Origin of the sequence: Tibeticola sediminis (assembly GCF_003843835.1) — a bacterium.
Lineage (GTDB): Bacteria > Pseudomonadota > Gammaproteobacteria > Burkholderiales > Burkholderiaceae_C > Tibeticola > Tibeticola sediminis.
Genome location: NZ_RKQL01000006.1, coordinates 148,380 through 174,023, shown reverse-complemented (window position 1 = coordinate 174,023; position 25,644 = coordinate 148,380). Strand labels below are relative to the sequence as shown.

The 25,644-nt window shown below is 66.5% G+C and carries 22 protein-coding genes; 11 read left to right on the top strand and 11 right to left on the bottom strand.

From position 1 onward, the window contains the following. Positions 1-179 precede the first annotated feature (179 nt). Positions 180-923: an ABC transporter permease gene (locus tag EDC62_RS12055; RefSeq protein WP_170159072.1), complete on the bottom strand. Its 744-nt coding sequence runs from the start codon at positions 921-923 to the stop codon at positions 180-182. Between the two features lie 76 nt (positions 924-999). Here EDC62_RS12055 and EDC62_RS12050 point away from each other — a divergent pair, with 76 nt between their 5' ends. From EDC62_RS12050 to EDC62_RS12040, 3 genes are all read left to right on the top strand, one after another. Then, positions 1,000-2,136, top strand: coding sequence for a substrate-binding domain-containing protein (locus EDC62_RS12050; RefSeq protein WP_124224064.1), 1,137 nt, complete (start codon positions 1,000-1,002; stop codon positions 2,134-2,136). 227 nt (positions 2,137-2,363) lie between these two features. Continuing rightward, positions 2,364-2,981 (top strand): TRAP transporter small permease subunit, encoded by a 618-nt coding sequence (locus tag EDC62_RS12045; protein WP_124224063.1) that lies wholly within the window; start codon positions 2,364-2,366, stop codon positions 2,979-2,981. Next, positions 2,981-4,753 (top strand): TRAP transporter large permease, encoded by a 1,773-nt coding sequence (locus EDC62_RS12040; RefSeq protein ID WP_211331007.1) that lies wholly within the window; start codon positions 2,981-2,983, stop codon positions 4,751-4,753. Before EDC62_RS12045 ends, EDC62_RS12040 begins: the two co-directional genes overlap by 1 nt. A 173-nt stretch (positions 4,754-4,926) precedes the next feature. Here the strand turns inward: EDC62_RS12040 and EDC62_RS12035 are convergent, their stop codons facing one another. The 4 genes from EDC62_RS12035 to EDC62_RS12020 form a co-directional block, all read right to left on the bottom strand. Beyond that, on the bottom strand, positions 4,927-6,006 hold the full coding sequence (locus EDC62_RS12035) for a TRAP transporter substrate-binding protein (protein WP_124224061.1): 1,080 nt from the start codon (positions 6,004-6,006) through the stop codon (positions 4,927-4,929). Positions 6,007-6,307: 301 nt separating this feature from the next. Further along, the gene (dxs, locus tag EDC62_RS12030; protein WP_124224060.1) at positions 6,308-8,230 is read right to left on the bottom strand and encodes a 1-deoxy-D-xylulose-5-phosphate synthase; all 1,923 of its coding nucleotides are present in this window, start codon (positions 8,228-8,230) and stop codon (positions 6,308-6,310) included. A gap of 15 nt (positions 8,231-8,245) precedes the next feature. Then, positions 8,246-9,226, bottom strand: coding sequence for a polyprenyl synthetase family protein (locus EDC62_RS12025; protein ID WP_124224059.1), 981 nt, complete (start codon positions 9,224-9,226; stop codon positions 8,246-8,248). Next, positions 9,211-9,471, bottom strand: a complete 261-nt coding sequence (locus EDC62_RS12020) for an exodeoxyribonuclease VII small subunit (protein WP_124224058.1) — start codon at positions 9,469-9,471, stop codon at positions 9,211-9,213. The genes EDC62_RS12025 and EDC62_RS12020 overlap by 16 nt, the downstream gene beginning before the upstream one ends. A gap of 387 nt (positions 9,472-9,858) precedes the next feature. Here EDC62_RS12020 and EDC62_RS12015 point away from each other — a divergent pair, with 387 nt between their 5' ends. The 4 genes from EDC62_RS12015 to trhP are packed head-to-tail and all read left to right on the top strand — an operon-like array spanning position 9,859 to position 14,226. After that, a complete protein-coding gene (locus tag EDC62_RS12015; protein WP_124224057.1) occupies positions 9,859-10,998 on the top strand; it encodes an aromatic ring-hydroxylating oxygenase subunit alpha in 1,140 nt (379 codons plus the stop codon). Between the two features lie 57 nt (positions 10,999-11,055). Continuing rightward, complete coding sequence (locus EDC62_RS12010) at positions 11,056-11,943, top strand: DMT family transporter (RefSeq protein WP_124224056.1); 888 nt, start codon at positions 11,056-11,058, stop codon at positions 11,941-11,943. Positions 11,944-11,955: 12 nt separating this feature from the next. After that, entirely contained in the window at positions 11,956-12,813 is an 858-nt protein-coding gene (locus EDC62_RS12005) for a sulfurtransferase (RefSeq protein WP_124224055.1), read from the top strand. A gap of 18 nt (positions 12,814-12,831) precedes the next feature. Continuing rightward, on the top strand, positions 12,832-14,226 hold the full coding sequence (gene trhP / locus EDC62_RS12000) for a prephenate-dependent tRNA uridine(34) hydroxylase TrhP (RefSeq protein WP_124224054.1): 1,395 nt from the start codon (positions 12,832-12,834) through the stop codon (positions 14,224-14,226). A 53-nt stretch (positions 14,227-14,279) separates the two neighbouring features. Here trhP and EDC62_RS11995 read toward each other — a convergent pair whose 3' ends face one another. From EDC62_RS11995 to EDC62_RS11970, 6 genes are all read right to left on the bottom strand, one after another. Continuing rightward, positions 14,280-15,599 carry a glycerate kinase type-2 family protein gene (locus tag EDC62_RS11995; protein ID WP_211331004.1) on the bottom strand — a complete coding sequence of 440 codons (1,320 nt, stop codon included), beginning with the start codon at positions 15,597-15,599 and terminating at the stop codon, positions 14,280-14,282. A 47-nt stretch (positions 15,600-15,646) separates the two neighbouring features. Further along, complete coding sequence (otnI, locus tag EDC62_RS11990; protein WP_124224053.1) at positions 15,647-16,444, bottom strand: 2-oxo-tetronate isomerase; 798 nt, start codon at positions 16,442-16,444, stop codon at positions 15,647-15,649. A 63-nt stretch (positions 16,445-16,507) separates the two neighbouring features. After that, complete coding sequence (acnB, locus tag EDC62_RS11985; RefSeq protein ID WP_124224052.1) at positions 16,508-19,102, bottom strand: bifunctional aconitate hydratase 2/2-methylisocitrate dehydratase; 2,595 nt, start codon at positions 19,100-19,102, stop codon at positions 16,508-16,510. 81 nt (positions 19,103-19,183) lie between these two features. Then, positions 19,184-19,738 (bottom strand): hypothetical protein, encoded by a 555-nt coding sequence (locus tag EDC62_RS11980; protein ID WP_245968863.1) that lies wholly within the window; start codon positions 19,736-19,738, stop codon positions 19,184-19,186. A 39-nt stretch (positions 19,739-19,777) separates the two neighbouring features. Next, complete coding sequence (locus EDC62_RS11975; RefSeq protein ID WP_245968862.1) at positions 19,778-20,758, bottom strand: HpcH/HpaI aldolase/citrate lyase family protein; 981 nt, start codon at positions 20,756-20,758, stop codon at positions 19,778-19,780. Positions 20,759-20,781: 23 nt separating this feature from the next. Beyond that, entirely contained in the window at positions 20,782-21,768 is a 987-nt protein-coding gene (locus tag EDC62_RS11970) for a malate dehydrogenase (RefSeq protein WP_124224051.1), read from the bottom strand. 267 nt (positions 21,769-22,035) lie between these two features. Between EDC62_RS11970 and EDC62_RS11965 the strand changes: the two genes are divergently transcribed. The 4 genes from EDC62_RS11965 (at position 22,036) to sdhA (ending at position 25,638) form a co-directional block, all read left to right on the top strand. After that, on the top strand, positions 22,036-22,815 hold the full coding sequence (locus tag EDC62_RS11965; RefSeq protein ID WP_245968861.1) for a GntR family transcriptional regulator: 780 nt from the start codon (positions 22,036-22,038) through the stop codon (positions 22,813-22,815). A 168-nt stretch (positions 22,816-22,983) separates the two neighbouring features. After that, on the top strand, positions 22,984-23,415 hold the full coding sequence (sdhC, locus tag EDC62_RS11960; protein ID WP_124224073.1) for a succinate dehydrogenase, cytochrome b556 subunit: 432 nt from the start codon (positions 22,984-22,986) through the stop codon (positions 23,413-23,415). A gap of 18 nt (positions 23,416-23,433) precedes the next feature. After that, positions 23,434-23,802, top strand: coding sequence for a succinate dehydrogenase, hydrophobic membrane anchor protein (gene sdhD, locus EDC62_RS11955; RefSeq protein ID WP_124224049.1), 369 nt, complete (start codon positions 23,434-23,436; stop codon positions 23,800-23,802). Between the two features lie 27 nt (positions 23,803-23,829). Next, positions 23,830-25,638 (top strand): succinate dehydrogenase flavoprotein subunit, encoded by a 1,809-nt coding sequence (gene sdhA, locus EDC62_RS11950; RefSeq protein ID WP_124224048.1) that lies wholly within the window; start codon positions 23,830-23,832, stop codon positions 25,636-25,638. The last annotated feature ends 6 nt before the right edge of the window (positions 25,639-25,644 follow it).

The window sequence follows — 25,644 nt, the reverse complement described above, 5'->3', positions numbered from 1 at the left end:
CGCAAACCACAGCCATGGCGCTCGCCATGGCGAGGATTTGCAACGCCGCCCCCGCGCCCGAGGGCGGCTCGAACGGGTGCGCAGCGCTCACCCAAACGGTGAAGGGCCTGCGCACCGAAAATTGTTCAAACATCAACATCTTGCTTTTCGCGAGAAGCGGTCAACTGCCGGATTTAGGGTCATGGCGCAGCCCCGGCCACCAACGCCGGCGCCGCGCACCGTGCCTCGTGACGCGCGCCCAGCAGCGCGAGCAGGCCGACCAGCCCGTGCAAGGCCAGCACCACCGCCAGTAAAACCAGCCCCAAGGCCAGCGCCAGCGGCAGGTCGCCCTTGGAGGTTTCGAGCGCAATGGCGGTGGTCATGACCCGGGTGTAGCCCTCGATATTGCCGCCGACGATCATCACCGCCCCGACTTCGGACAGCGCGCGCCCGAACGCCGTCACGCCCACCGTCAGCAGCGCCGCCCGCTCGTCCCAGGCCAGCAGCAGCGCCCGCATGGCCGTGCCCGCCCCGAGCGAGCGCAGCTGCTCGCCGTGGCTGCGCTCGGCGTCCTCGACCACCTGCCGCGTGAGCGCCGCCACCACCGGCAGCACCAGCACCGACTGCGCCAGCACCATGGCCTCGAAGCTGAACAACCAGCCCAAAAAGCCAAGCGGCCCCGAGCGCGACAGCAGCAGATACACGCACAGCCCCACCACCACCGAGGGCAGCGCAAGCGCGGTGTTGAGCACCGCCAGCGCCAGTCGCCGCCCCGCAAACCGCGCCACACCCAGAGCGGCGCCCAGAAAGAGGCCGGCGGCGCCGCCGAGCGCACACGCCAGCGCACTGACCGCGAGCGACCGCCCGACGATCGCCCACAGCGCCGGGTCGGGCGTGACGAGCAGCGTCCAGGCGGTGGCAAGGCTGGCAGTGAGGGTCGACATGGGCGGGCGTCGGGCTACATGCGCGAGTGGTGGGGTATGGTAGGAAGCTCTGTGACTTCTGACGATATGTCCGCTCATGCATAGGGTTGCGCTTCACTACACGCTGCACACCGGCGAGGACGACGTCGCGCGCGGCGTGCAGCACCCGCTCTCGACGCTGCTGGGCGCCGTGGCCGACGCGGGCTCGATTGCCGCGGCGGCGCGCCGCATCGGCGCCTCCTATCGGCACGTCTGGGGCGCGCTCAAGCGCTGGGAAGCCGAACTCGGCCAGCCGCTGGTGCACTGGGAACAAGGCCAGGCGGCGCGGCTGACCGACTTTGCCGCCAAGCTGCTGTGGGCAGAGCGGCAGGCGCAGGCGCGGCTGGCGCCACAGATCGAGGCCCTGCGTGGCGAACTCGAGCATGCGTTTGCCGCCGCCTTTGACCCCGAAGTGCAGTGGCTCGCGCTGCACGCCAGCCACGACGAGGCGCTGGTCGCGCTGCGCGCCTATGCCGCACAACAGGCGGGCCTGCATCTGGACCTGCGTTTTACCGGCAGCGTGGACGCGATCCGCGCGCTCAATGAAGGGCGCTGCCTGCTGGCGGGCTTCCATGGGCTCGCGCAAGCGCCCCGCCACAGCGCCACCGCGCGGGCCTATCGGGCGCGGCTCAAGCCCGGGCAGCACAAGCTCATCGGCTTTGCCTGCCGCACGCAGGGGCTGATCGTCGCGCCCGGCAACCCGCTGCAGCTGCACACGCTGCGCGACGTCGCCGCGCGCGCGGTGCGCTTCGTGCAGCGCAGCCCCGGCTCGGGCACGCGGGTGCTGCTGCAGGAGCTGCTGGCGGCCGAAGGGCTGCCCGAGGATGCGCTCGCCACCCTGCCGCGCGGCGAAACCACCCACAGCGCCGCCGCCGAAGCCGTGGCCGCAGGCGCCGCCGACGCGGCCCTGGGCATCGAAGCCGCGGCGCGGCAACGGGGCCTTACCTTCGTGCCGCTGGCCGAGGAGCACTACCACCTCGTGTGCCTCAAATCCGCGCTGCAGCAACCCGCCGTGCGAGCGCTGCGAGCACTGCTCGCCGCCCCGGCTTGGCAGCAGCAGATGGCGCAATGGCCCGGCTATGCCCCGCTGCACTGCGGTGAGGTGCTGAGCCTGCGGCAGACGCTTCCGTGGTGGAATTTCAGAAAAAATATCACGCCCCCAGCGCAAAACGGGCATCTTGTGCTATCACAATAAAAGCGCCAGGGCGATGATAGGCCGCGAGACCTTGCCCTAGGGCTTACCCTGAGGCTTTCAAATTTATCGCGTCGCGGCTTTGACTTTTTTTCATCGTCGCGCGCGACCGGCCCGCTCTTAAAATCGTCCGACCTTAGGGCAACGCTGAACAGCGTTGCCCTTACCCCGCCCACCCCGGCGGAGGGAAGCGGCCCGGGCACCCCCGGTTTGTTCACGATGGAGACACCATGAATTTTCTCTTGACCCTCTCGAGGCGGATCGACCGCTTCACCGAGTTCATCGGCCGCAGCGTCGCGTGGCTGGTTTTGGCCGCCGTGCTCATCAGCGCGGTCAATGCGATCGTGCGCAAGACGCTCGACATCGGCTCCAACGCTTTCCTGGAGTTGCAGTGGTATCTGTTCGCGGCGGTGTTCATGCTCGGCTCGGCCTACACCATGATGCGGCAGGAGCATGTGCGCATCGACGTGCTCTCGGGGCGTCTGTCCAAGCGCGCGCAAATCTGGATCGACATCATCGGCATCACCTGCTTCCTCTTTCCCTTCGTGTTCATGATCATCAAGCTCGCGATGCCGCTGGTGATCAACGCCTACCAGACGGGCGAGATGTCGTCGAACGCCGGGGGCCTGATCCGCTGGCCGGTGTTCGCGCTGCTGCCGCTGGGCCTGCTGCTGCTCGGCATCCAGGGCGTGTCGGAACTCATCAAGCGCATCGCCTTCCTCCAGGGCCTGATCCCCGACCCAACGGCCAAGCAAGGCGCCAAGAGCGCCGAAGAGGAACTCGCCGAGTTCCTGCTGCAAAAGGAAGTCGCCGCCCGTGAAGCCGCGCAGCAAGGAGGCAAGGCATGATGGAATTCCTCACCGCGAACATGGCGCCGATCATGTTCGCCTCGCTGATCGTTTTCCTGCTGTTCGGCTACTCGGTGGCGTTCTCGCTGGCCGCCTGCGGCCTGTTCTTCGGGCTCGTGGGCATCGAGCTCGGCATGATCAACCCCTCGTTCCTGCAGAGCCTGCCGCTGCGCATGTTCGGCATCATGCAGAACGACACGCTGCTGGCCATCCCGTTCTTCACCTTCATGGGGCTGATCCTGGAGCGCTCGGGCATGGCCGAAGACCTGCTCGACACCATCGGCCAGCTCTTTGGCCCGATCCGCGGTGGCCTGGCTTATGCGGTGATTCTGGTCGGCGCCATGCTGGCCGCCACCACCGGCGTGGTCGCGGCTTCGGTGATCTCCATGGGGCTGATCTCGCTGCCCATCATGCTGCGCTACGGCTACGACCGGCGCATCGCCACCGGGGTGATCGCCGCGTCCGGCACGCTCGCGCAGATCATTCCGCCTTCGCTGGTGCTCATCGTGCTGGCCGACCAGCTCGGCCGCAGCGTGGGTGACCTGTATGCAGGCGCTTTCATTCCTGGTTTCGTGCTCACCGGGCTCTACATCGGCTTTGTGCTGCTGGTGAGCCTCATCAAGCCCTCGGCCGTGCCTGCGTTGCCGCTCGAAGCGCGCACCATCCGCGAAGACGATGGCAGCACCGGGATGCGCTCGGTCGGCGTGCTCGCGCTCATCTCGGTGGGCTGCGCGGTCGCATTCGCCAAGACACGCGACGCCGCCATGCCGCTCGACGAAAAAATCGTGCTCTCGATGTGCGTGGACATGGGTGTCGCGTTCGTCGCGGCTCTGGCCAACAAGAGCTTCAAGCTCGGCCTGCTCTCGCGCATGGCCGAGCGCGTGACCTTCGTGCTCATTCCGCCGCTGGCGCTGATCTTCCTCGTGCTCGGCACCATCTTCCTGGGCATCGCCACCCCCACCGAGGGCGGCGCCATGGGTGCGCTGGGCGCGCTCATCATGGCCATCAGCCGCCGCCGGCTCGACCTCGGCCTGATGCGTCAGGCGATGGACAGTACGCTCAAAGTCTCGGCGCTCGTGCTCTTCATCCTCATCGGCGCCACCGTCTTCAGCCTGGCGTTCCAGGGCGTAGACGGCCCGATCTGGGTCGAGCATCTGCTCTCGGGGCTGCCAGGCGGACAGATCGGCTTTCTCATCGTGGTGAACGTGCTGGTGTTCTTCCTGGCGTTCTTCCTCGACTTCTTCGAGCTGGCCTTCATCGTCATCCCGCTGCTCGCACCCGTGGCCGACAAGCTCGGCATCGACCTCGTCTGGTTCGGCGTGCTGCTGGCGGTGAACATGCAGACCTCGTTCATGCACCCGCCCTTCGGCTTCGCGCTGTTCTACCTGCGCAGCGTCGCTCCGCATGAGGACTACACCGACAAGGTCACGGGCAAGCCCATCAAGAAGGTGCGCATCGAAGACATCTACTGGGGTGCCGTGCCCTTCGTGCTCATCCAGATCATCATGGTGGGGCTCATCATTGCATTCCCCGGCCTCGTCCCCAGCGGCGTGCACAAGGGACCGACCGTCGACGCCGACAAGGTGTTCCAGCAACTCGAAGTTCAGATGGATCAGGCCAGCGACGCCGCGACACCGCCACCAGCGGCCGACTTCGGCCAGCCGCCTGCCAGCGCCCCCGGCACGGACGCTGCAGCGCCTGCGCCCGCCGATGATCCGATGAAAGCCTTGAACGACGCGATCAAGGCCGACGCGGCCGGCAAGAAGCCTTGAGGCCCACCCCCGGGTGCGCCGCCCATTCGGCGGCGTCCGGGGTTTTCCCCTGGTCTGAGCTTCGCAAAAGCCCACAACAAAGGCCCCACAAAAAAGCCCCGCAGATGCGGGGCTTTTCTTTGCCTGGGCCCGACGGATCGTCGCGCCCGCAGGCACGACGATGGCCTTGGACCTCAGAGCTTCTGACGCTGCATGAAGCTGTCAAAAGCATTCTCGGTGAAGCGGAACCAAAGGTTCTGATCCCGCCGGAAGGCCGAGAAATCGGCGTAGATCTTCTTCCAGGCCGGGTTGCTGGCGCTGAGTTCGGCGTAGATCTGTTCGGCCGCCTTGAACGCGGCATTCATCACGTCGGCCGGGAAGGGATGCAGTTTGGTCCCTTGGCTTACCAGGGTCTTCAGCGCGGCCGGGTTCTTGGCGTCGTACTTGGCCTGCATGTCGGTGTGGGCGTAGGCCGCAGCGGTTTCGATCATGGCCTTGTACTCGGACGAGAGCCCGTCGTACGCCTTCTTGTTGACGAACAGCGTCAGCTGCGGGCCACCTTCCCACCAGCCGGGGTAGTAGTAGTGCGGCGCCACTTTGTTGAAGCCGAGCTTCAGATCATCGTACGGACCGACCCACTCGGCGGCGTCGATGGTGCCTTTTTCGAGCGACTGGTAAATCTCGCCACCGGGGATGTTTTGCGGCACCGCGCCGATGCGCTCGAGCACCTTGCCGCCGAAGCCGCCGATGCGCATCTTCAGACCCTTCATGTCGGCCAGCGACTTGATTTCCTTGCGGTACCAGCCGCCCATCTGCGCGCCGGTGTTGCCCATGGGGAAGTTCACGATGCCCACGTTGGCGTAGAACTCGCGCATCAGGCTCAAACCGTTGCCCTGATACATCCAGGCGGTCATCTGACGGCTGTTGAGGCCGAACGGAATCGCGCAATCCAGCGCGTAGGTGGGATCCTTGCCGAAGAAGTAGTAGGGCGCGGTGTGCGCCATCTCCACCGTGCCGTTCGAGGTACCGTCGAGCACGCCGAACGGAGGCATCAGCTCGCCGCCGGCGTGCACGGTGATGGTGAACTTGCCACCCGACAGCTCACCGACCTTTTTGGCAAACACTTCGGCCGCGCCAAAAATGGTGTCGAGCGACTTGGGGAAGCTCGAGGCGATGCGCCAGCGCATGGCCTGTTGGGCATGCACGGCCGGGGCCACGCCTGCAGCCAGCACGCCAGCAATGCCGGCGTGTTTGATGAGGGAACGACGATCCATAGAGAGGGTCTCCTGTCAGTAGTGGAACAAACCGGAACGGGCACGGCCTTCCCGGTGACTTTGTCGGTCAGCGCACATTGTAGGAAAGCCCCCGGGCACGCCGGGCCGGGTTTTCCCGCGCAGGGGCGGCCGGGGCAGCGGTTTTTGCCGTTTTCTTGCGCTCGCGCAAGGCAAACACAACATGGATCACACGCGCGTTGACGAGATTTCAAACGCGGTCGTCGCCACGCCGCGACAGCCGAGGCCGCAGCGCGTCCCCGGCCGGGATGCGCGACGCGCAAGGAGCTTGTTCAGCGTTGCCCTAAGCAACCGCCTTGAGCCCCGGACGCCCGCTGCCCACGAGCGCGCCAAAGCGGCTGCGGATGGATGCCTCGATGCCCGCGGCGTCGAGCCCTTGCAGCGCCAGCAGCTTCGCCGGATCGCCATGCTCGATGAACCGGTCGGGCAGACCCAGTTGCAGCACGGGGCGCAGCAACCCCGCCGCGTGCAGCGCCTCGCCCACCGCACTGCCCGCGCCTCCGGCGACGCAGCCTTCCTCGACCGTCACGAGCGCCTCATGCGTGGCGGCGATTTCCTGCAGCAGTTCGAGGTCCAGCGGCTTGGCCCAGCGCATGTTGACCACTGTCGCGTCGAGCCGCTCCGCCGCCTCCAGCGCCGGGTAGAGCAAGGTGCCGAAGGCCAGGATGGCCACCCCCTGCGGGGCGCCTTCGCGTTCGGGCTTGGACAGGCGCAGGCGTCGCAGCTCCGCTTTGCCAAAGGGCAGCCCTTCGAGCCCGGGCAGCGGCGCCACCCCCACGCCCGCTCCACGCGGATAGCGCACGGCGACCGGGCCGTTTTGCGCATAGGCGGTCGAGAGCAGCTGTCGGCACTCACGTTCATCGGCCGGGCAGGCCAGCGCCATGTTCGGGATACAGCGTAAATAGGCGATGTCATAGGCGCCCGCATGCGTCGCCCCGTCCGCACCGACGAGGCCGGCACGGTCGAGCGCGAACACCACCGGGAGATTTTGAATCGCCACGTCGTGGATGAGCTGGTCGTACGCGCGCTGCAGAAACGTGGAATAGATCGCCACCACGGGCTTGAGCCCTTCACAGGCCAGGCCGGCGGCGAACGTGACCGCATGCTGCTCCGCAATGCCGACATCGTGGTAGCGACCAGGGAAGCGCCGATGGAACTCGACCAGGCCCGAGCCCTCGCGCATGGCCGGCGTGATGCCCACGAGCCGCGGGTCCTGCTCGGCCATATCGCACAGCCACTGCCCAAAGATCTGCGTGAAAGTCGGCTTGACCGCTCCCGTGGGCGGCACGATGCCGACCGCCGGATCGAACTTCCCAGGGCCGTGATAGGCCACGGGGTCGGCCTCGGCGAGCTTGTAGCCCTGACCTTTTTTCGTGACCACATGCAGGAACTGCGGGCCCCTGAGCTGGCGCAGGTTCTCCAGCGTGGGAATCAGGGCGTCGAGGTCGTGCCCGTCGATCGGGCCGACATAGTTGAACCCGAACTTCTCGAACAGCGTGGCCGGCCCCACCATGCCCTTGGCGCCTTGTTCGAGCCGGCGGGCGAGCTCGAACAGCGGCGGCACGGGTTTGAGCACGGTACGGCCGACGTTCTTGGCCGCGGCATAAAACTGGCCGCTGAGCAGCTGCGCGAGATAGCGGTTGAGCGCGCCCACGGGCGGGCTGATCGACATGTCGTTGTCGTTCAAGATGACGAGCAGGCGGATGTCCTCCTGCACGCCGGCGTTGTTGAGCGCCTCGAAAGCCATGCCGGCGGTCATGGCGCCGTCACCAATGATGGCCACCGCATGGCGGTCTTCGCCCTTCATCTGTGCCGCGATGGCCATGCCGAGCGCCGCAGAAATGCTGGTCGACGAATGCGCCGTGCCGAAGGTGTCGTATTCGCTCTCGGTGCGCTGCGGAAAGCCCGAGAGCCCACCGAGCTGGCGCAGCGTGGCCATGCGCTCGCGCCGCCCCGTGAGAATTTTGTGCGGATAGGTCTGATGGCCCACATCCCACACCAGCCGGTCGCGCGGGGTGTCGAACACGTAGTGCAGCGCGATGGTGAGTTCGACGGTGCCCAGGTTGGAACTCAAATGCCCGCCGGTGCGCGCCACGCTCTCGAGCAGAAAGCTGCGCAGCTCATCGGCCAGCGGCTTGAGCTGGGCACGCGGCAGCCGCCGCAAATCAGCCGGATCCTGGATCGTTTCGAGCAGCGTGTGGATCATGGATGCCTCAAAAGCTCAATATTCCCGCCGCACCATCGCGTCGGCCAGTGCAGCCAGCGCCGAGAGTTGCGCCTGCGGGCAGGCCCGCTGCAGTTCGGACAGCGCGTCGAGTGCATGGCGATGCAGCTGCGCCGCCTCGGCGCGCGCGCCCTCGAGCCCGAGCAGCGTCACGAAGGTGGGTTTGTTCGCGGCGGCGTCCTTACCCGCGGTCTTGCCGAGCGTGGCCGCATCGGCCGTGACGTCGAGCACGTCGTCGACGATCTGAAACGCCAGGCCCACCGCCTCGCCAAACGCGCTCAGTGCCTGCCAGGCGGGCGTCACGGACGCCAAGCCCGTGGCCGCCGCGCCCAGGAGCACACTGGCCGTGAGCAGCGCGCCGGTTTTCAGGCGGTGCATGTCGCGCAGCGTTGCGGCGTCGAGCGTGCGCCCGACGCTTGCGAGGTCGATCGCCTGCCCGCCCGCCATGCCCGCATGGCCCGCGGCGCGCGCCAGCAAGCCGCACAGGCGGGCCTGGGTGGCGGGCGCGTGCGCGAGGCGCGGGGGCGTCACCGCCTCGGGTGGTGTCTGGGTTGGCGTGCCGGGCGACGCCTCGGGCGTGAGCAGCTCGAAGGCGAGCGCCTGCAGCGCGTCGCCCGCGAGCAGCGCGCCCGCCTCGCCGTAGCGCACATGCACCGTGGGCTTGCCCCGGCGCAGCACGTCGTTGTCCATGCAGGGCATGTCGTCATGCACCAGGGAATAGGCGTGGATGAGCTCGACCGCACACGCCGCGCGCAGCGCCGCATCGTCTTCGGGGTTTGCGCCAAGGGCTTCGGCGCTGGCGAGCACCAGCAAGGGCCGCAGGCGCTTGCCGCCATCGAGCACCGCATACCGCATGGCCTCGCCCAGACCCGCCGCCGCGTCTGCCGGAACCCAGGCTTCGAGCGCGGCTTCCACGCGGGCACGCCGCGCCTCGGCCCAGGCCGAAAAATCGAAGCCGCCGCTCATGACGCCGTCCATGGCTTGATCGCGCCTTCGTCGAGCACCTTGACCTGGTCTTCGACCGCCTGCAGCCGTTCACGGCAAAACGCGAGCAGCGCCGCACCCCGGCGATACGCGCCCAACAGTTCCTCGAGCGGCAACTGGCCCGATTCGAGGCGGGCGACGAGCTGCTCGAGCTCTTCGACGGCCGACTCATAGGTCGCAGGCAAGGGCCGCTCAGCGGGGGCTTTCTTGGCAGCGGGTTTGGCAGGGGTTTCGGACATGGCGGCAGCTGGGGAAACCGGGCATTTTACGGCGGCCGATCTGGAAAAGGGACAAACCCGAGCGCCCCGGGTACAATCGACCCCCCTCCGGAGGTCGGCGCAGCCGGCCTTTTTCGCGCCAAGGCTAGGGCAACACTGGATCAGTTCCCGCGATGGCGCGCGGGACTTGTTCAGCGTTGCCCTAACAGGCCGTTGAAAAACGTAGCGAGGATGGCCAGATGCAAGGCGCACGGAGCGCAGCGACCGAGACATATCAAATAGATAGGCGAGGGAGCGAGCACCGCGCAACGCCGCAGATGGCCCACCGCAGTAGTTTTTCAACGGCCTGCTAAGCAGCACAGCGCCCACCCTGCCCCTTCATAGGGGGAGTCTCTAGGTCAGGTCATCATGTCTGATTTAAGTCTTCAGCTCCAGCAGGCGAACAGCCAACTTCCAGTGTCCAGCTACTTCGACGAGGCGCTTTTTGCGCGTGAGATGGAACGGCTGTTCCAACGCGGGCCCCGTTATGTGGGTAATGCCCACGCGGTTCCCGAGCCGGGCGACTACTTTGCGCTGCCCCAAGAGGGCGAGGGCCGTGCGCTCGTGCGCCAGGCGGACGGCACGGTGGCACTGGTGTCGAACATCTGCCGCCACCGCCAAGCCATCATGCTCAAAGGCCGCGGCAACCTCTACACCGAGGCGAAGGGCCATGCCGGGGGCAACATCGTCTGCCCGCTGCATCGCTGGACGTACTCGGCCGCGGGTCAGCTCGTGGGCGCGCCGCACTTCGCGCAGGACCCCTGCCTGAACCTGAACAACTATCCCCTGCGCGAGTGGAACGGGCTGCTGTTCGAGGACAACGGGCGCGACATCGAGGCCGACCTCGCCGGCATGGGGCCGCGCGCGCAGCTCGACTTCAGTGGCTTCGTGCTCGACCATGTCGAACTGCACGAGTGCAACTACAACTGGAAGACGTTCATCGAGGTCTACCTCGAGGACTACCACGTCGGCCCCTTCCACCCAGGCCTGGGCCACTTCGTGACCTGCGACGACCTGCGCTGGGAGTTCGGGCGCGAGTATTCCGTGCAGACCGTGGGCGTCTCGGCCGCGTTCGACCGCCCCGGATCGGCCGTCTACCGGCGCTGGCATGAGCAGCTCCTCAAATACCGCGGCGGCGTCAAGCCCGAGCGCGGCGCGATCTGGCTCACCTACTACCCGCACATCATGGTCGAGTGGTATCCGCATGTGCTCACCGTCTCCACGCTGCACCCGGTGAGCGTGAACAAGACCCTCAACATGGTCGAGTTCTACTACCCCGAGGACATCGCCGCCTTCGAGCGCGACTTCGTCGAAGCCCAGCGTGCGGCCTACATGGAAACCTGCATCGAGGACGACGAGATCGCCGAGCGGATGGACGCGGGCCGCAAAGCGCTGCTCGATCGTGGCGACAACGAGGTGGGCCCCTACCAGAGCCCGATGGAAGACGGCATGCAGCATTTCCACGAGTGGTACCGCGCCGCCATGGGCATCAAACCCGTGCAAACTTGATCGCACAAGCTGACCACTCCACGCTGGGGTTCGGGGTTGTTTCCTGAAATTGATGCCATGCAGGCCGCGTGGATGGTCGTCGCCTCGCTGATGTTCGCGCTCATGAGCGTGTGCATCAAGTTTGCGTCGGCGCATTTCAACGTTGCGGAAATCGTCGCCTGGCGCGGCGCGATCGGTATCGCCTTCATGGCGGCATGGTGCCGCGCGCAGGGGGTGAGCGTGCGCACCCGAGTCCCGATGATGCATGTCTGGCGCAGCGTCGTCGGCGTCCTGTCGTTGGCGAGCTGGTTCTACGCCATCGCACACCTGCCCCTGGCCACCGCCATGACGCTCAACTACATGAGCGGCGTCTGGGTGGCCGCCTTTCTCGTCGGCGGCACGTTGGCCATGGGGCGGTTGCAAGACCTTGCGCGCCAGGGGCCCATCGTGCTCACCGTACTGGCCGCCTTCACCGGCGTGGTGCTGCTGCTGCGCCCGACGATCGAACAGAACCAGTTGTTCGCCGGGCTCATCGGCCTGCTTTCGGGGCTGGGCGCGGCGTTTGCCTATCTGCAGGTCGCCGCGCTGGGCCGCGTGGGTGAGCCTGAAGCCCGCACCGTGCTCTATTTCTCGGTGGGTGCGACTCTGGCGGGCTTCGTCGGCATGGCCTTCACCGGCACCAGTCCCTGGACCTGGCCGCAGGCGCTTTGGCTGCTGCCGATCGGGGTGCTCGCCGCGCTTGGGCAACTTGCGATGACCCGGGCCTATACCCGCGGTGCGACGCTGGTCGTGGCCAATCTGCAATATTCGGGCATCGTCTTTGCGGCGCTGTTCGGCCTGTGGCTGTTTGGTGACCGCATCGCGCCCATGGGCTGGGCCGGGATGGGCATCATCGTGGCGAGCGGCATCGCCGCAACCGTGCTGCGCGCCCGTGCACTTCCCAACCCACCCGCCGAAGAACACTGAACCTTGGATCCTATGTTCAACACCCTGATCTCCGTTGCCGAACTGCAATCCCTCATCGCGAGCGGCCGCCCGGTCGCTCTGTTCGATTGCAGCTTCGACCTGGCCGACCCTGCGGCGGCGGACCGGCTGTTTGCCGAGGCCCATCTGCCCAGCGCCCAGCAGGCGCATCTGGACCGCGACTTGAGCGCCCATGCCGGCGACGCCCGCGAAAGCGGCGGTCGCCATCCTCTGCCGACCCGAGCGACTTTTGCGCAGTGGATCGGCGCGCACGGCGTGGGCCCAGACACGCAAGTCGTCGTCTATGAGCGCAGCGGCGCCAATTTTTGCGGACGGCTGTGGTGGATGCTCAAATGGCTGGGGCATGAGGCGGTCGCGGTGCTCGACGGCGGGCTCGCGGCCTGGCAAGCCGCGGGCGGCGCGATCGAGCGTGGCCCCGCGGCACGCCCGGTGCCCCGCCGCTTCGAGGCTGGCGAAGCGCGCGCCCGCCTCGTGTGCACCGAAGCCGTCGCGCGCGACCTCGGCCGCCCCACGCAAACCCTGATCGACGCTCGAGCCCCCGCGCGCTTTCGCGGCGAAGTCGAGCCGCTCGACCCGGTGGCCGGGCACATCCCCGGCGCGCTCAACCGGCCATTCACCGAGAACTTCACGCCCGACGGGCGCTTCAAGCCGGCTGAGCAATTGCGCGCGGAATGGACGGCGCTGCTGGGCCTGCGATCGGCGCCGACCATCGTGCACCACTGCGGCAGCGGCGTGAGCGCCATACCCAACCTGCTGGCGATGGAAATCGCGGGTTTTCCGCGCACGGCGCTCTACGCGGGCAGCTGGAGCGAGTGGTGCAACACGCCGGGCCTGCCCGTCGCCCGAGGCTAGCCCAACCAGGAGCCGAGCATGAAAGCCCCCGAACTGCTGCTGCCCGCCGGCGGCCTGGAGCGCATGCGCACCGCCTTCGACTTCGGTGCCGACGCGGTCTACGCCGGTCATCCGCGCTATTCGCTGCGCGCGCGCAACAACGAATTCAGCAAACTCGAGCAGATCGCGCAAGGCATCGAGGAAGCCCATGCGCGCGGCAAGAAGTTCTTTCTCACGAGCAACCTGCTGCCGCACAACGACAAGGTGCGCACCTACCTGCGCGACATCGAGCCCATCATCCATATGCGCCCGGACGGCCTCATCATGGCCGACCCTGGCCTCATCAGCATGGTGCTCGAGCGCATGCACGAAGGGCCGTGGCCCGAGGTGCCGATCCACCTCTCGGTGCAAGCCAACACGCTTAACTCCGCCGCGGTGAAATTCTGGCAGCGCATCGGGGTGCGGCGCATCATTCTGTCGCGTGAATTGAGCCTCGACGAAATCGCCCAGATCCGCGACGATTGCCCGGACATGGAGCTCGAAGTCTTCGTGCATGGCGCGCTGTGCATCGCCTACTCGGGCCGCTGTCTGCTCTCGGGCTATTTCAACCGGCGCGACCCGAACCAGGGCACCTGCACCAACGCCTGCCGCTGGGACTACAAAACCCATGCGGCGACGGAGTCGAGCGACACCGGCGAGGCCGTCCCGCTGGCGCTCGATGCGGATTTCAGCTTTGCCGAGGAGGCCGCCCAAGCCGAGCGCGCCTTCGCCGCGTGCGGCGGAGCCCAGCGCCATCCGGCAGCCGACCGGGTCTATCTGCTCGAGGAAAAGGAGCGTCCGGGCCAGCTCATGCCCATCATGGAAGACGAGCACGGCACCTACATCATGAACAGCAAGGACCTGCGCGCCGTCGAGCATGTGGCGCGGCTGGTGCAGATCGGCGTCGATTCGCTCAAGATCGAAGGGCGCACCAAAAGCCGCTACTACGTCGCGCGCACCGCGCAGGTGTATCGCCGCGCCATCGACGAGGCCGTTGCGGGTCGGCCCTTCGACCCGGCGCTGCTCGGCGAACTCGAGGGTCTGGCCAACCGCGGCTACACGCCGGGCTTTCTGGAGCGCCGAGCGAGCCACACCTACCAAAATTACGAGCGCGGAAGCTCCGAGTCGCAGCGCAGCCAATTCGTCGGCGAAGTCCACGCCGTGCGTGATGGCTGGGCCGAGGTGGAGACGAAAAACCGCTTCGCGGTGGGCGACACGCTCGAACTCATCCAGCCCGAAGGCAACCGCAGCCTGGTGCTCGCGGCCATGCGCGACGCGCAGGGTGCGGCGCTCCGCGTCGCATCGGGCAGCCCGCTGCGGGTGTGGATCCCGCTCGAAGGCGCGCGGCCCGGCGCCATGCTCGCGCGGCGGCTCGACATCGCCGGCTCGATATAAAAAACCCCGACCCCCGGCGTGAATCGGTCGGGTGTTGCTCTACTTTTTGAGGCTCACCGAACCAGCACGGCGCGAAAGTCGTTGACGTTGGTGTGCGTGGGCCCGGTGACGAGCAAGTCGCCCAGCGGCTCGAAAAAACCGTAGGCATCGTTGCGCACCAGATGGTCGGCCAGCTTCAAGCCCAAAGCGCTGGCGCGCGCGAGCGTGTCGGGCGTGACGAACGCGCCGGCGTTGTCCTCGACCCCGTCGATGCCGTCGGTGTCGGCCGCCAGCCCCCAGATGCGCGGGTGGCCGGCCAAGGCCTGCGCCAGGCCCATGCAGAACTCGCCGGCGCGGCCGCCGCGGCCGCGGGGCTGGCCTGCTGCCTGTGGCCGCACCGTCACCGTGGTCTCGCCGCCGCTCAAGATCACGCACGGCGCCTCGAAGCTGCTGCGGCCCAGCGCGGTCGAGCGCGCGATGGCCGCATGCACCTTGCCCACCTCGCGCGACTCGCCCTCGATCTCGTCGCTAAGGATGTAGGCGTTGAGGCCCAGCGCACGCGCGGCGGCGGCCGCGGCCTCCAGGCTCTGCTGCGGCGTCGCGATCAGGTGCGTCATGCAGCGGGCTAGGCGCGGGTCGCCCGGCTTCGGCGTTTCGAGCGCGCCGCTTTGCAGGCCCTCGCGCACCGCCGGGGGGACGGCGATGGCGTAGCGGTCCAGGATTTCCAGCGTGTCGGCGCAGGTGCTGACGTCGGCGACCGTCGGCCCGCTCGCGATCACGCTCGGGTCGTCTCCGGGCACGTCGCTGATGGCGAGCGTCAGCACCCGCGCGGGTGCGCAGGCAGCCGCGAGCCGCCCGCCCTTGATGCGCGACAGGTGCTTGCGCACGGTGTTCATCTGCGCGATGTCGGCACCCGATTCGAGCAGCGCCCGGTTGATGCGCTGTTTGTCTTCGAGCGTGATCCCCTCGCACGGCAGCGTCAGCAGCGCCGAGCCGCCGCCCGAAATCAGGCACAGCACCAGATCTTCCTCTGTCAGCCCCTGGGTCAAGTCCAAAATGCGCGTGGCGGCGGCTACCCCGGCAGCATCGGGCACCGGGTGCGCCGCCTCGACGATCTCGATGCGCTCGGGCACACCGGGCGGGCGCGGCGGCGTGTGGCCATAGCGCGTGACCACCATGCCGGAGATCGGCACATCCCGCGGCCACAAGGCTTCGACCGCCTGCGCCATCGCACTGGCGGCCTTGCCCGCGCCCAGTACCAGGGTGCGGCCTGGCCTGGCTCGATCCGGCGGCGGAGGCAGGTAGGCGGCCATGTTGTGCAGCGGCAGCGCGCGCTGCACCGCTGCCTCGTAGAGGTGGCGCAGCAAGGCGCGCGGGTCGTCGGTGGGGTGCATGGGGGCCTCGCTCAATCCAGCCGCAACATCGAGGTTCTGCGGGGTATTCAGAGGCTGCATCCGTGCTGGCGCAGCCAATCGAGCCCGCGATCGGTCCCGCCCGCGGTCTCGTCGAGCGGGCGGTATTCGCAACCAATCCAGCCCGAGTAGCCTAGCCGGTCGATGTGCTCAAACAAAAATCGATAGTTGATTTCGCCGGTACCCGGCTCGTGCCGGCCCGGGGTGTCGGCGAGCTGCAGATGCCCGATGCGCGGCAACAGGGCCGCCAGGGTGTTGGCCAATTCGCCCTCCATCCGCTGCGCATGATAGATGTCGTACTGCAGCAAGACATGGTCCGCACCCACGGCGTCGATGAGCGCCACGGCCTGTCGCGGCCGGCTCACGAAGTAGCCGGGCATGTCATAAGTGTTGATGGGCTCGACCAACACGACGATCCCGAGCTTGCGGGCCTCGGCCGCGGCATGGCGCAGGTTGGCGATCCAGGTCGCTCGGGCTTCGTCCTCGGGCACGCCCGGCGGTCGTATCCCGGCCATGCAATGCCAGCGCGGCGTACCCAACACCCGCGCGTAGCGAGCCGCAAGCGCCACACCGTCCCGAAACTCCGCTTCTCGCCCAGGGATGCAAGCCAGCCCGCGCTCACCCGCTGCCCAGTCGCCGGGCGGGAGGTTGTGCAGCACGAGCTGCAGCCCATGCCGCCGCAAGCGCTCCGCGATGACCTCGGGCGGGAGCTCGTAGGGGAACAAGAACTCCACCGCTTTGAACCCGGCCCTGGCCGCGGCCTCGAAGCGATCCAAGAAAGGCCGCTCGGGCCAGAGCATCGAAAGGTTGGCTGCAAACCGAGGCATGTTGGAACCCGAAAAAAAAGCCCCGAAGAGCGGGGCTCGACGGGGCGTCGGGGGTGCGAACGATTAGACCGGAACCGCCTTGGCCCGCTCGACGTACTCGCCGATCTGGTCGAAGTTCAGATACTTGTAGATTTTGTCACCATTGGCGTTGATCACACCGATGTCGGCCAGGTACTCTTCCTTGGTGGGGATACGGCCCAGCTTGGAGCAGATCGCGGCCAGTTCCGCCGAGCCGAGGTAGACGTTGGTGTTCTTGCCCAGGCGGTTGGGGAAGTTGCGGGTGCTGGTGGACATGACGGTCGCGCCCTCTCTGACCTGCGCCTGGTTGCCCATGCACAAGCTGCAGCCGGGCATTTCCATGCGCGCGCCGGCCTGACCAAAGACGCCGTAGTGGCCTTCTTCGGTGAGCTGGTGCGCATCCATCTTGGTGGGCGGGGCCATCCACAGGCGCACGGGGATGTCGCGCTTGCCTTCGAGCAACTTGCTCGCGGCGCGGAAGTGGCCGATGTTGGTCATGCACGAGCCGATGAACACCTCGTCGATCTTCGCGCCGGCCACGTCCGACAGCGTCTTGGCGTCGTCGGGGTCGTTCGGGCAGCAGACGATGGGCTCGGTGATTTCGTTGAGGTCGATCTCGATGACCGCCGCGTATTCGGCATCCGCATCGGGCTCGAGCAGCTTGGGATTCTCGAGCCACGCCTCCATCGCCTTGATGCGCCGCGCCAGCGTGCGCGCATCTTGATAGCCGTCGGCGATCATGTTCTTGAGGAGCACGATGTTCGACTGGATGTATTCGATGATGGGCTCCTTGTCGAGCCGCACCGTGCAACCGGCCGCCGAACGCTCGGCCGAGGCGTCCGACAGCTCGAAGGCCTGCTCCACCTTCAGCTTGGGCAGCCCTTCGATCTCGAGGATGCGGCCCGAGAAGATGTTCTTTTTGCCTTTCTTCTCGACCGTCAGCAGCCCCTGCTTGATCGCGTAGAGCGGGATCGCATGCACCAAGTCGCGCAGCGTCACGCCGGGCTGCATCTCGCCCTTGAAGCGCACCAGCACCGACTCGGGCATGTCGAGCGGCATGACGCCGGTCGCCGCCGCAAACGCCACCAGGCCCGAACCCGCCGGGAAGCTGATGCCGATGGGAAAGCGCGTGTGGCTGTCGCCGCCCGTACCCACGGTATCGGGCAGCAGCATGCGGTTGAGCCAGGAGTGGATGATGCCGTCGCCCGGACGCAGCGCCACGCCGCCGCGCGTGCTGATGAACTCGGGCAGCTCGTGGTGCATCTTCACATCCACCGGCTTCGGATACGCCGCGGTATGGCAGAAGGACTGCATCACCAGATCGGCCGAGAATCCCAAACAGGCGAGGTCTTTGAGCTCGTCGCGCGTCATCGGGCCGGTCGTGTCCTGGCTGCCGACGGTCGTCATCTTCGGCTCGCAGTAGGTACCGGGGCGTACACCCTTGCCCTCGGGCATGCCGCAGGCACGACCCACCATTTTTTGCGCCAGCGTGTAGCCCTTGCCACTGTCGACTGGCGGCTTGGGCAGGCGGAAGACCGTCGAGGCCGGCAGGCCCAGATATTCGCGCGCCTTGGCGGTCAGGCCGCGGCCGATGATGAGGTTGATGCGGCCACCCGCGCGGACTTCATCGAGCAGCACCTCGCTCTTGAGCGCGAAGGTCGCGAGCACTTCGCCGTTGCGCTCGATCTTGCCGTCATACGGATAGATGTCGATGACGTCCCCGAACTCGATCTTGCTGACATCCACCTCGATCGGCAAGGAGCCGGAGTCTTCCTGGGTGTTGAAAAAAATCGGCGCGATCTTGCCGCCGAGCGTCACACCGCCAAAGCGCTTGTTCGGCACAAACGGAATGTCGTGGCCGGTGTGCCAGATCACGCTGTTCGTCGCCGACTTGCGCGACGAACCGGTTCCCACGACGTCGCCCACGTAGGCGACGAGGTGGCCTTTTTCCTTGAGCTTGTTGATGACGCTGATCGGGCCGCGCTTGCCGTCCTCATCCGGCTCGAAGGGTGCATCCGGACGCCGGTTCTTCAGCATCGCCAGCGCGTGCAGCGGAATGTCGGGACGGCTCCAGGCGTCGGGGGCCGGAGACAGGTCATCGGTGTTCGTTTCACCCGGCACCTTGAACGCGGTGACTGTGATCTTGTGCGGCACTTCCGCCCGCGAGAGAAACCATTCGGCATCGGCCCAGCTCTGCATCACCGCGCGGGCGTGGGCATTGCCCGCCTCGACCTTCTCGACGACGTCGTGGAAGGCGTCGAACATCAGCAGGGTCTTCTTGAGCGCTTCAGCGGCGATGGGCGCCACCTCGGGGTCGTCGAGCAGATCGATCAGCGGCTTGACGTTGTAGCCCCCGACCATCGTGCCGAGCAGCTCGGTCGCGCGGGCCTTGGAAATCAGGCCGACCTGGATCGAGCCGTGCGCCACGGCGGCGAGGAACGAGGCCTTCACCTTGGCCGCATCATCGACCCCCGGCGGCACGCGATGCACCAGCAGGTCGAGCAGTTCCTGCGGGTTCTCCCCGGCGGGCGGGTTCTTGATCAGCTCGATGAGCTCGGCCGTCTGCTGGGCCGACAGCGGCAGGGGCGGGATGCCGAGCGCTGCGCGCTCGGCGACGTGTTCACGGTAGGCTTTCAACATGGTCTTACTCCAGGGTTTCTCAGGCTATCGAATCAAAATTGAGGGGTCGGGCGGCGCTCCAGGCGAATCAAGGCCTGCATCTCAATTCGGCGCGGCGGCTTCGAGCAAGTGCTGCGGCGGGTTCTTTTTGTAGGCCTCGGCAACCGCCATCTGACGCTCGCTCATGCATTCATCGGCGAGACGCCGGCCGTTCTTTTGATCCATCAGCATCGACTTGTTCGCCAACTGGATCCAGACGGCGCCACGCTGCACATCCTCGAGGCGAATCGCGCCCGTGCGGCTCACCACCGGGTGCAGCCGGTAACGGTAGCTCTGCCCCTCGAGGTCGAAGTAACCGGGCTTGGCGGCATCGGCGACGAGCTTGATGCGCGCACCCAACTCACACGGGATGTTGCCGGTCTGAACCTGCTCGGCCACCGCAAGCTGCTCGGCCTGCAGCGGCTCCTCCGCTGCCGGTGCAGCGACCGCGGGGGTCTTCGCGGTGGCGGCTGGCTGCTTCGGGGCGGGGGCGTGTCTTTTCACGGCAGGCGCGCTCTTCGCCTCTTGCGGCGCGGCCCAAACCGATGGCGCCACAGCCAGACCCAGCAAAACCGCACCGCCCATCAGGCCGCGCACCCGCTTGTTGCAGATGTTCATCACCAGCTCCTTCTCTCGTGTGGCTTCGATCTCCGACGCTCAGGCGTCGAGCAAGGCCTTCATGGTAGACCCAAGCGGGCGGCCCGTGCGATGGGCGCGCTCGATCACCTGCCACCAGTAGCGGTAACTCGCCCGGTCATGCAGCACGCCGCCCACGTTCACGGGCCCCCAGTCCGCGCGCAGGGCCGCCTCGAGAACCGACTGCGCCTGCTCGACCTCGGCCGCATCGGGCGCGAAGGCCTCGACGATCGGCAACACCTGATCGGGGTGGATGCTCCACATCCGGGTGTAGCCGAACTCTCGGGCGGCGCGACGCGCTGCCTCGCGCAAAGCGGCGCGGTCGGCAATCTCGGTCACGACACCGTGCGCGGGAACCTTACCCCAGGCGTGCGCGGCCGAAGCCACCTCGAGCTTGGCGCGCACCACCAGCGGATGCGTAAACTGCCCCGTGGAAGTCATGGCCTGCGCCGGAACGGCTCCCCCGTGCGCCGAAACAAAGTCCATCAGTCCGAAGCTCAGCGACTGCACCCGGGGATGCGCGGCGATCTCGAACGCATGGTGCACGGCCCTCGGGGACTCGATCAAGACATGCAGCGGTAAATCGGCCCCACCCGCTGCGTCGATGGCGGCCACCGCCTGCGCGACGTCGTCGACGCTCTCGACCTTCGGCACCATCACATGACAGAGCCGCTGGCCGGCTTGAGCGACGATCTGCGCCACGTCCGACGCGAAGGCAGGATGGTCGACCGCGTGGACGCGAACGGCAACGCGCGCCCCAGGCGGCGCCGTCCGCGCGAGCTCGGCCACGAGCGCCGCATGTTCGGCCTCGCCACCCACGGGCGCACCGTCTTCGCAGTCGAGCGTGACGTCCATCACGCAGGTGCCGAAGGCCTGCTGCAATTCGGCCTGCAGCTGCAGGCTCTTGCGCATGCGGGCCTCGACGCCGCTGTAGTGATCGCACACCGGCAACAGCGGCGCCGACCGCGCGCCCAGCAGCACCTCGCGAGGATGGGCTTTCACGCTCGAGCGAAGAAGGGCGTGTTTCAGACGAGGTGCTTGACTGCCGCCTGCTCGTCCAGCAGTTCCTTGAGCGTGATGGCGATGCGCTCGCGGCTGAAGTCATCCATCGGCAAGCCTTCGACGACTTTGTATTCGCCGCCTTCGCAAACCACCGGGAAGCCGAACATGGTGTCTTTCGGAATGTCGTACCAGCCGTCGGACGGGATGCCCATCGTGACCCAACGCCCATTGCTGCCGAGCGCCCAATCGCGCATGTGGTCGATGGCGGCATTCGCCGCCGAGGCCGCCGACGACAGGCCACGGGCTTCGATGATCGCAGCACCGCGCTTGCCCACGGTCGGCAGAAACACCTCGCGGTTCCAGGTTTCGTCGTTGATCATCTCCTTGACGGACTGACCCTCGATGGTCGCGAACCGGTAGTCGGCGTACATGGTCGGCGAGTGGTTGCCCCAGACGCAGAGCTTTTCGATGCTGGAGACGGGCTTGCCGGTCTTGGCCGCAATTTGCGACAGCGCACGGTTGTGGTCCAGACGCAGCATGGCGGTGAAGTTCTTGCGCGGCAGATCCGGCGCACTCTTCATCGCGATCCAAGCATTGGTATTGGCGGGGTTGCCCACCACCAGCACTTTCACGTTGCGGCTCGCCACGGCGTTGAGCGCCTTGCCCTGCGCAATGAAGATGGCGCCGTTGACGGCGAGCAATTCGGCACGCTCCATGCCCGGCCCGCGCGGACGCGAACCGACGAGCAGCGCGTAGTCCGTGTCCTTGAACGCGGTCATCGGGTCGCTGTGCGCTTCCATTCCGGCGAGCAGCGGGAAGGCGCAGTCTTCGAGCTCCATCATCACGCCTTTGAGCGCCTTCTGCGCTTTCTCGTCGGGGATTTCGAGCAGTTGCAGGATGACGGGCTGATCCTTACCGAGCATCTCACCCGATGCGATACGGAACAACAAAGCGTAGCCAATCTGGCCAGCGGCGCCGGTAACGGCCACTCGAACGGGTTTTTTGCTCATGGCGAAGACTCCAGGTCAATCAGGAAGATGAAACATTGCACGGGTTCTGCCGCCCGACGCCCCGCGCAGGTGCTGTGCTGGCGAGCGGCCAGGCGCGGGCCATCGCAGGAACGGATTCAGCGTTGCCCGAGCGCGCCCACAGGGACGGCAGTGTACCGCCGATGGGGTCGAACGTCAATTTATCTTATGTCTTATATAAGATATGATAATGGCCGTTTTCGGTCTTTCGATCCTTCGTCTACCCTTCGTCCGTGTGCTGCCGGCACCATGCAACATCTACCCGTCACCCCGGAAGAGCCTGCCTCCGCAGCCGGCGTGGACACGCCGGCCTTCAGCCCGCTCTACCAACAGATCAAGGCACTGATTCTGCGCAGCTTGCAAGCCGGTGAATGGAAGCCGGGCGAAGCGATTCCGAGCGAGACCGAACTCGCCGGGCGTTTCCGCGTCAGCCAGGGAACGGTGCGCAAAGCCATCGACGAGCTCGCCGCCGAAAACCTGCTGGTGCGCCGCCAGGGCAAGGGCACCTTCGTCGCCACCCATTCCGAGCGCCAGGTCGAATACCGCTTCCTGCGGCTCAAGCCCGATGAGGGCGACCTCGACAGCGAAGGCCCCGCGCAGCGATCCATCCTCGACTGTCGCCGCGCCCGCGCGACGGGCGATGTCGCCCGCGGGCTGGGTCTGCGCCCGGGTGACCCGGTCATCCAGGTTCGCCGCGTGCTGTCGTTCAAAGGCGTCCCGACCATCCTCGAAGACCTCTGGTTGCCGGGGGTCGCCTTCAAAGGGCTCACGGCGGACGCCCTGGCCAGCTACCCGGGTCCGACCTATGCCCTGTTCGAGGAAGAATTTGGGGTGCGCATGGTTCGCGCCGAAGAACGCATTCGCGCCGTCGCAGCCGACCCGAGTCAGGCCGAACTGCTCGGCATCGCGCCCGGCTCACCGCTCCTGAGCGTCGAGCGCACCGCCTACACCTATGGCGACCGGCCCATGGAGCTGCGCCGCGGCCTCTACCGCACCGACACGCATCACTACTTCAACGAACTCCAATGAAGTCGGAACCGCCCGCCGTCGCAGGCCAAAGAAGCGCAGAATACTGGCGCGCGCCCCAGGGTCGCTCTGCGGCCGGCGCTCGCAATGGTGCAGCGCAATAGAATTCCCGCTTGCTTCCCCAACTCCCGCACCGATTCCCATAACAAACCGAGGACGTCGACCATGAGCATGACTGAAACCCGACCGCAACGACCCGAGTTCCGGAACATCAATGCCTTCAAGGACCTCACCACCTATCGGCTGCCGCCAGCCGGCTGGGTTTCGATCCTGCACCGAGTCAGCGGCGCGCTGATGTTCCTGCTGTTGCCCCTCATCATCTGGCTGTTCGATACGTCCGTCTCGTCGGAAATTTCCTTTGCGCGTTTCAAAGCCGCGTTCAACGTGGGGCTCGGTTTCGTCCCGGGCTGGTTCATGAAACTCGTGGCGCTGGCGCTGATGTGGGCGTTCATCCACCACCTGTTCGCCGGTTTGCGCCATCTCTACATGGAGGTGACGCACAAGCTCTCGAAGGAATTTGGCCGCCAATCGGCGGTCACGGTGCTCGTGCTGAGCCTTGGCCTGACGGCGGTTCTCGGCGCAAAGTTGTTTGGCTTGTATTGATCCGCGAGGAGTGAATCCATGGCTACTGTGAACTACGGCCCGAAGCGACGCGTCGTCGGCGCGCACTATGGTGTACGCGACTGGCTCGCCCAAGGAGCCACGGCCGCCGTGCTCGCCGCCTTTACCTTGGTGGTGCTCGTGCAACTGTTGTTCTCCGCCGGCCCGATCGGCTACGACACCTGGGCGGGTATTTTTGCGGCGCGCTGGATGAAGGTGCTGACCTTCTCGGTGATCGTCGCGCTGATCTGGCACGCCTGGATCGGTGTGCGCAACATCTGGATGGACTATGCCAAGCCCACCTCGGTGCGGCTGGTGCTGCAGGTCTTCACGCTCGTGTGGCTGTTGGGCTGCGCGGGTTGGGCGATCGAAGTGCTCTGGCGCCTGTAAGCCATCGATTCTGAAAGACGAGAGACCATGAGTTACACGAAAAAAGACATCGCCCGTCGTCGCTTCGACGTCGTCATCGTGGGCGCCGGTGGCTCCGGCATGCGTGCGTCGCTGCAACTGGCGCAAGCGGGCTTGAACGTCGCTGTTCTGTCCAAGGTTTTCCCGACCCGCTCGCACACGGTGGCGGCGCAAGGCGGCATTGGGGCGAGCCTAGGCAACATGTCCGAAGACAACTGGCACTACCACTTCTACGACACGATCAAGGGCTCGGACTGGCTCGGTGACCAGGACGCGATCGAATTCATGTGCCGCGAAGCACCCAAAGTGGTGTACGAGCTCGAGCACATGGGTATGCCGTTCGACCGCAACCCGGACGGCACCATCTATCAGCGGCCGTTTGGCGGACACACCGCGAATTACGGTGAAAAGCCGGTGCAGCGCGCCTGCGCGGCGGCGGACCGCACGGGCCATGCGATGTTGCATACGCTCTACCAGCAAAACGTCCGCGCCCGAACCCAGTTCTTCGTCGAATGGATGGCGCTGGACCTGATCCGCGACGCCGAGGGCGATGTGGTCGGCGTGACCGCGCTGGAGATGGAAACCGGCGACCTCTACATCCTCGAAGCCAAGACGGTCTTGCTGGCCACCGGCGGCGCGGGCCGCATCTTCGCGGCCAGCACCAACGCTTTCATCAACACGGGCGACGGCCTGGGCCTGGCCGCACGGGCCGACATTCCGCTGCAAGACATGGAGTTTTGGCAGTTCCACCCGACCGGCGTCGCCGGCGCCGGTGTGCTGCTGACCGAAGGCTGCCGCGGCGAGGGCGCGATTTTGCTCAACAGCAACGGCGAGCGCTTCATGGAGCGCTACGCGCCCACGCTCAAAGACCTCGCGCCGCGCGACTTCGTCTCGCGCTGCATGGACCAGGAAATCAAGGAAGGCCGGGGCTGCGGTCCGAACAAGGACTACATCCTGCTCAAGCTCGACCACCTGGGCGCCGAGACCATCCACAAGCGGCTGCCCTCGGTCTATGAGATCGGGGTGAACTTCGCCAACGTCGACATCACGCGCGAGCCGATTCCCGTCGTGCCGACCATCCACTACCAGATGGGCGGCATTCCGACCAACATCCACGGCCAGGTCGTCGTTCCTGACGCGCAAGGCCAGAATGTGCCGGTCCGGGGCCTGTATGCCGTCGGCGAGTGCTCGTGCGTAAGCGTGCACGGCGCCAACCGCCTGGGCACCAACTCGCTGCTCGACCTGCTGGTGTTCGGCCGCTCCGCGGGCAACCACATCGTCGAGTTCGTTCGCAGCTTCGGTGAACACAAGCCGCTGCCGGCGGATGCTGCAGACGCCACGCTCGAGCGCGTCAACCGCCTCGAAGACGCCACTTCGGGCGAGTATGCGCAAGATGTGGCCAATGAACTGCGCGCCACGATGCAACAGCATGCCGGCGTGTTCCGCACCCAAAAGAGCATGGACGAGGGCGTGGTCAAGGTCGCCGAGTTGCGCAAGCGCGTGGCGGCCATCGGGCTCAAGGACAAATCGCGCGTCTTCAACACCGCGCGCATCGAGGCGCTCGAGGTCGAGAACCTCATCGAAGCCGCACAAGCCACGATGGTATCGGCCGCGGCCCGCCACGAATGCCGGGGTGCGCACACCGTCAAAGACTACGAGCGCGCCGCCGACGACCCGGTCGCGCCGTTGGGCCGCGACGACGCGAACTGGCTCAAGCACACGCTGTGGCACCGCGCCACCAACAGCCTGAGCTACAAGCCCGTCAACCTCAAACCGCTGACGGTGGAATCGATTCCACCGAAAGTCCGCACGTTCTGAGCCGTC

Bases quoted from the DNA above. Each gene is read 5' to 3' on its own strand.
- EDC62_RS12055 (WP_170159072.1), bottom strand. From the start codon at position 923: ATGTCGACCCTCACTGCCAGCCTTGCCACCGCCTGGACGCTGCTCGTC.
- EDC62_RS12050 (WP_124224064.1), top strand. From the start codon at position 1,000: ATGCATAGGGTTGCGCTTCACTACACGCTGCACACCGGCGAGGACGAC.
- EDC62_RS12045 (WP_124224063.1), top strand. From the start codon at position 2,364: ATGAATTTTCTCTTGACCCTCTCGAGGCGGATCGACCGCTTCACCGAG.
- EDC62_RS12040 (WP_211331007.1), top strand. From the start codon at position 2,981: ATGGAATTCCTCACCGCGAACATGGCGCCGATCATGTTCGCCTCGCTG.
- EDC62_RS12035 (WP_124224061.1), bottom strand. From the start codon at position 6,006: ATGGATCGTCGTTCCCTCATCAAACACGCCGGCATTGCTGGCGTGCTG.
- dxs (WP_124224060.1), bottom strand. From the start codon at position 8,230: ATGATCCACACGCTGCTCGAAACGATCCAGGATCCGGCTGATTTGCGG.
- EDC62_RS12025 (WP_124224059.1), bottom strand. From the start codon at position 9,226: ATGGACGGCGTCATGAGCGGCGGCTTCGATTTTTCGGCCTGGGCCGAG.
- EDC62_RS12020 (WP_124224058.1), bottom strand. From the start codon at position 9,471: ATGTCCGAAACCCCTGCCAAACCCGCTGCCAAGAAAGCCCCCGCTGAG.
- EDC62_RS12015 (WP_124224057.1), top strand. From the start codon at position 9,859: ATGTCTGATTTAAGTCTTCAGCTCCAGCAGGCGAACAGCCAACTTCCA.
- EDC62_RS12010 (WP_124224056.1), top strand. From the start codon at position 11,056: ATGCAGGCCGCGTGGATGGTCGTCGCCTCGCTGATGTTCGCGCTCATG.
- EDC62_RS12005 (WP_124224055.1), top strand. From the start codon at position 11,956: ATGTTCAACACCCTGATCTCCGTTGCCGAACTGCAATCCCTCATCGCG.
- trhP (WP_124224054.1), top strand. From the start codon at position 12,832: ATGAAAGCCCCCGAACTGCTGCTGCCCGCCGGCGGCCTGGAGCGCATG.
- EDC62_RS11995 (WP_211331004.1), bottom strand. From the start codon at position 15,599: ATGCACCCCACCGACGACCCGCGCGCCTTGCTGCGCCACCTCTACGAG.
- otnI (WP_124224053.1), bottom strand. From the start codon at position 16,444: ATGCCTCGGTTTGCAGCCAACCTTTCGATGCTCTGGCCCGAGCGGCCT.
- acnB (WP_124224052.1), bottom strand. From the start codon at position 19,102: ATGTTGAAAGCCTACCGTGAACACGTCGCCGAGCGCGCAGCGCTCGGC.
- EDC62_RS11980 (WP_245968863.1), bottom strand. From the start codon at position 19,738: ATGAACATCTGCAACAAGCGGGTGCGCGGCCTGATGGGCGGTGCGGTT.
- EDC62_RS11970 (WP_124224051.1), bottom strand. From the start codon at position 21,768: ATGAGCAAAAAACCCGTTCGAGTGGCCGTTACCGGCGCCGCTGGCCAG.
- EDC62_RS11965 (WP_245968861.1), top strand. From the start codon at position 22,036: ATGCAACATCTACCCGTCACCCCGGAAGAGCCTGCCTCCGCAGCCGGC.
- sdhC (WP_124224073.1), top strand. From the start codon at position 22,984: ATGACTGAAACCCGACCGCAACGACCCGAGTTCCGGAACATCAATGCC.
- sdhD (WP_124224049.1), top strand. From the start codon at position 23,434: ATGGCTACTGTGAACTACGGCCCGAAGCGACGCGTCGTCGGCGCGCAC.
- sdhA (WP_124224048.1), top strand. From the start codon at position 23,830: ATGAGTTACACGAAAAAAGACATCGCCCGTCGTCGCTTCGACGTCGTC.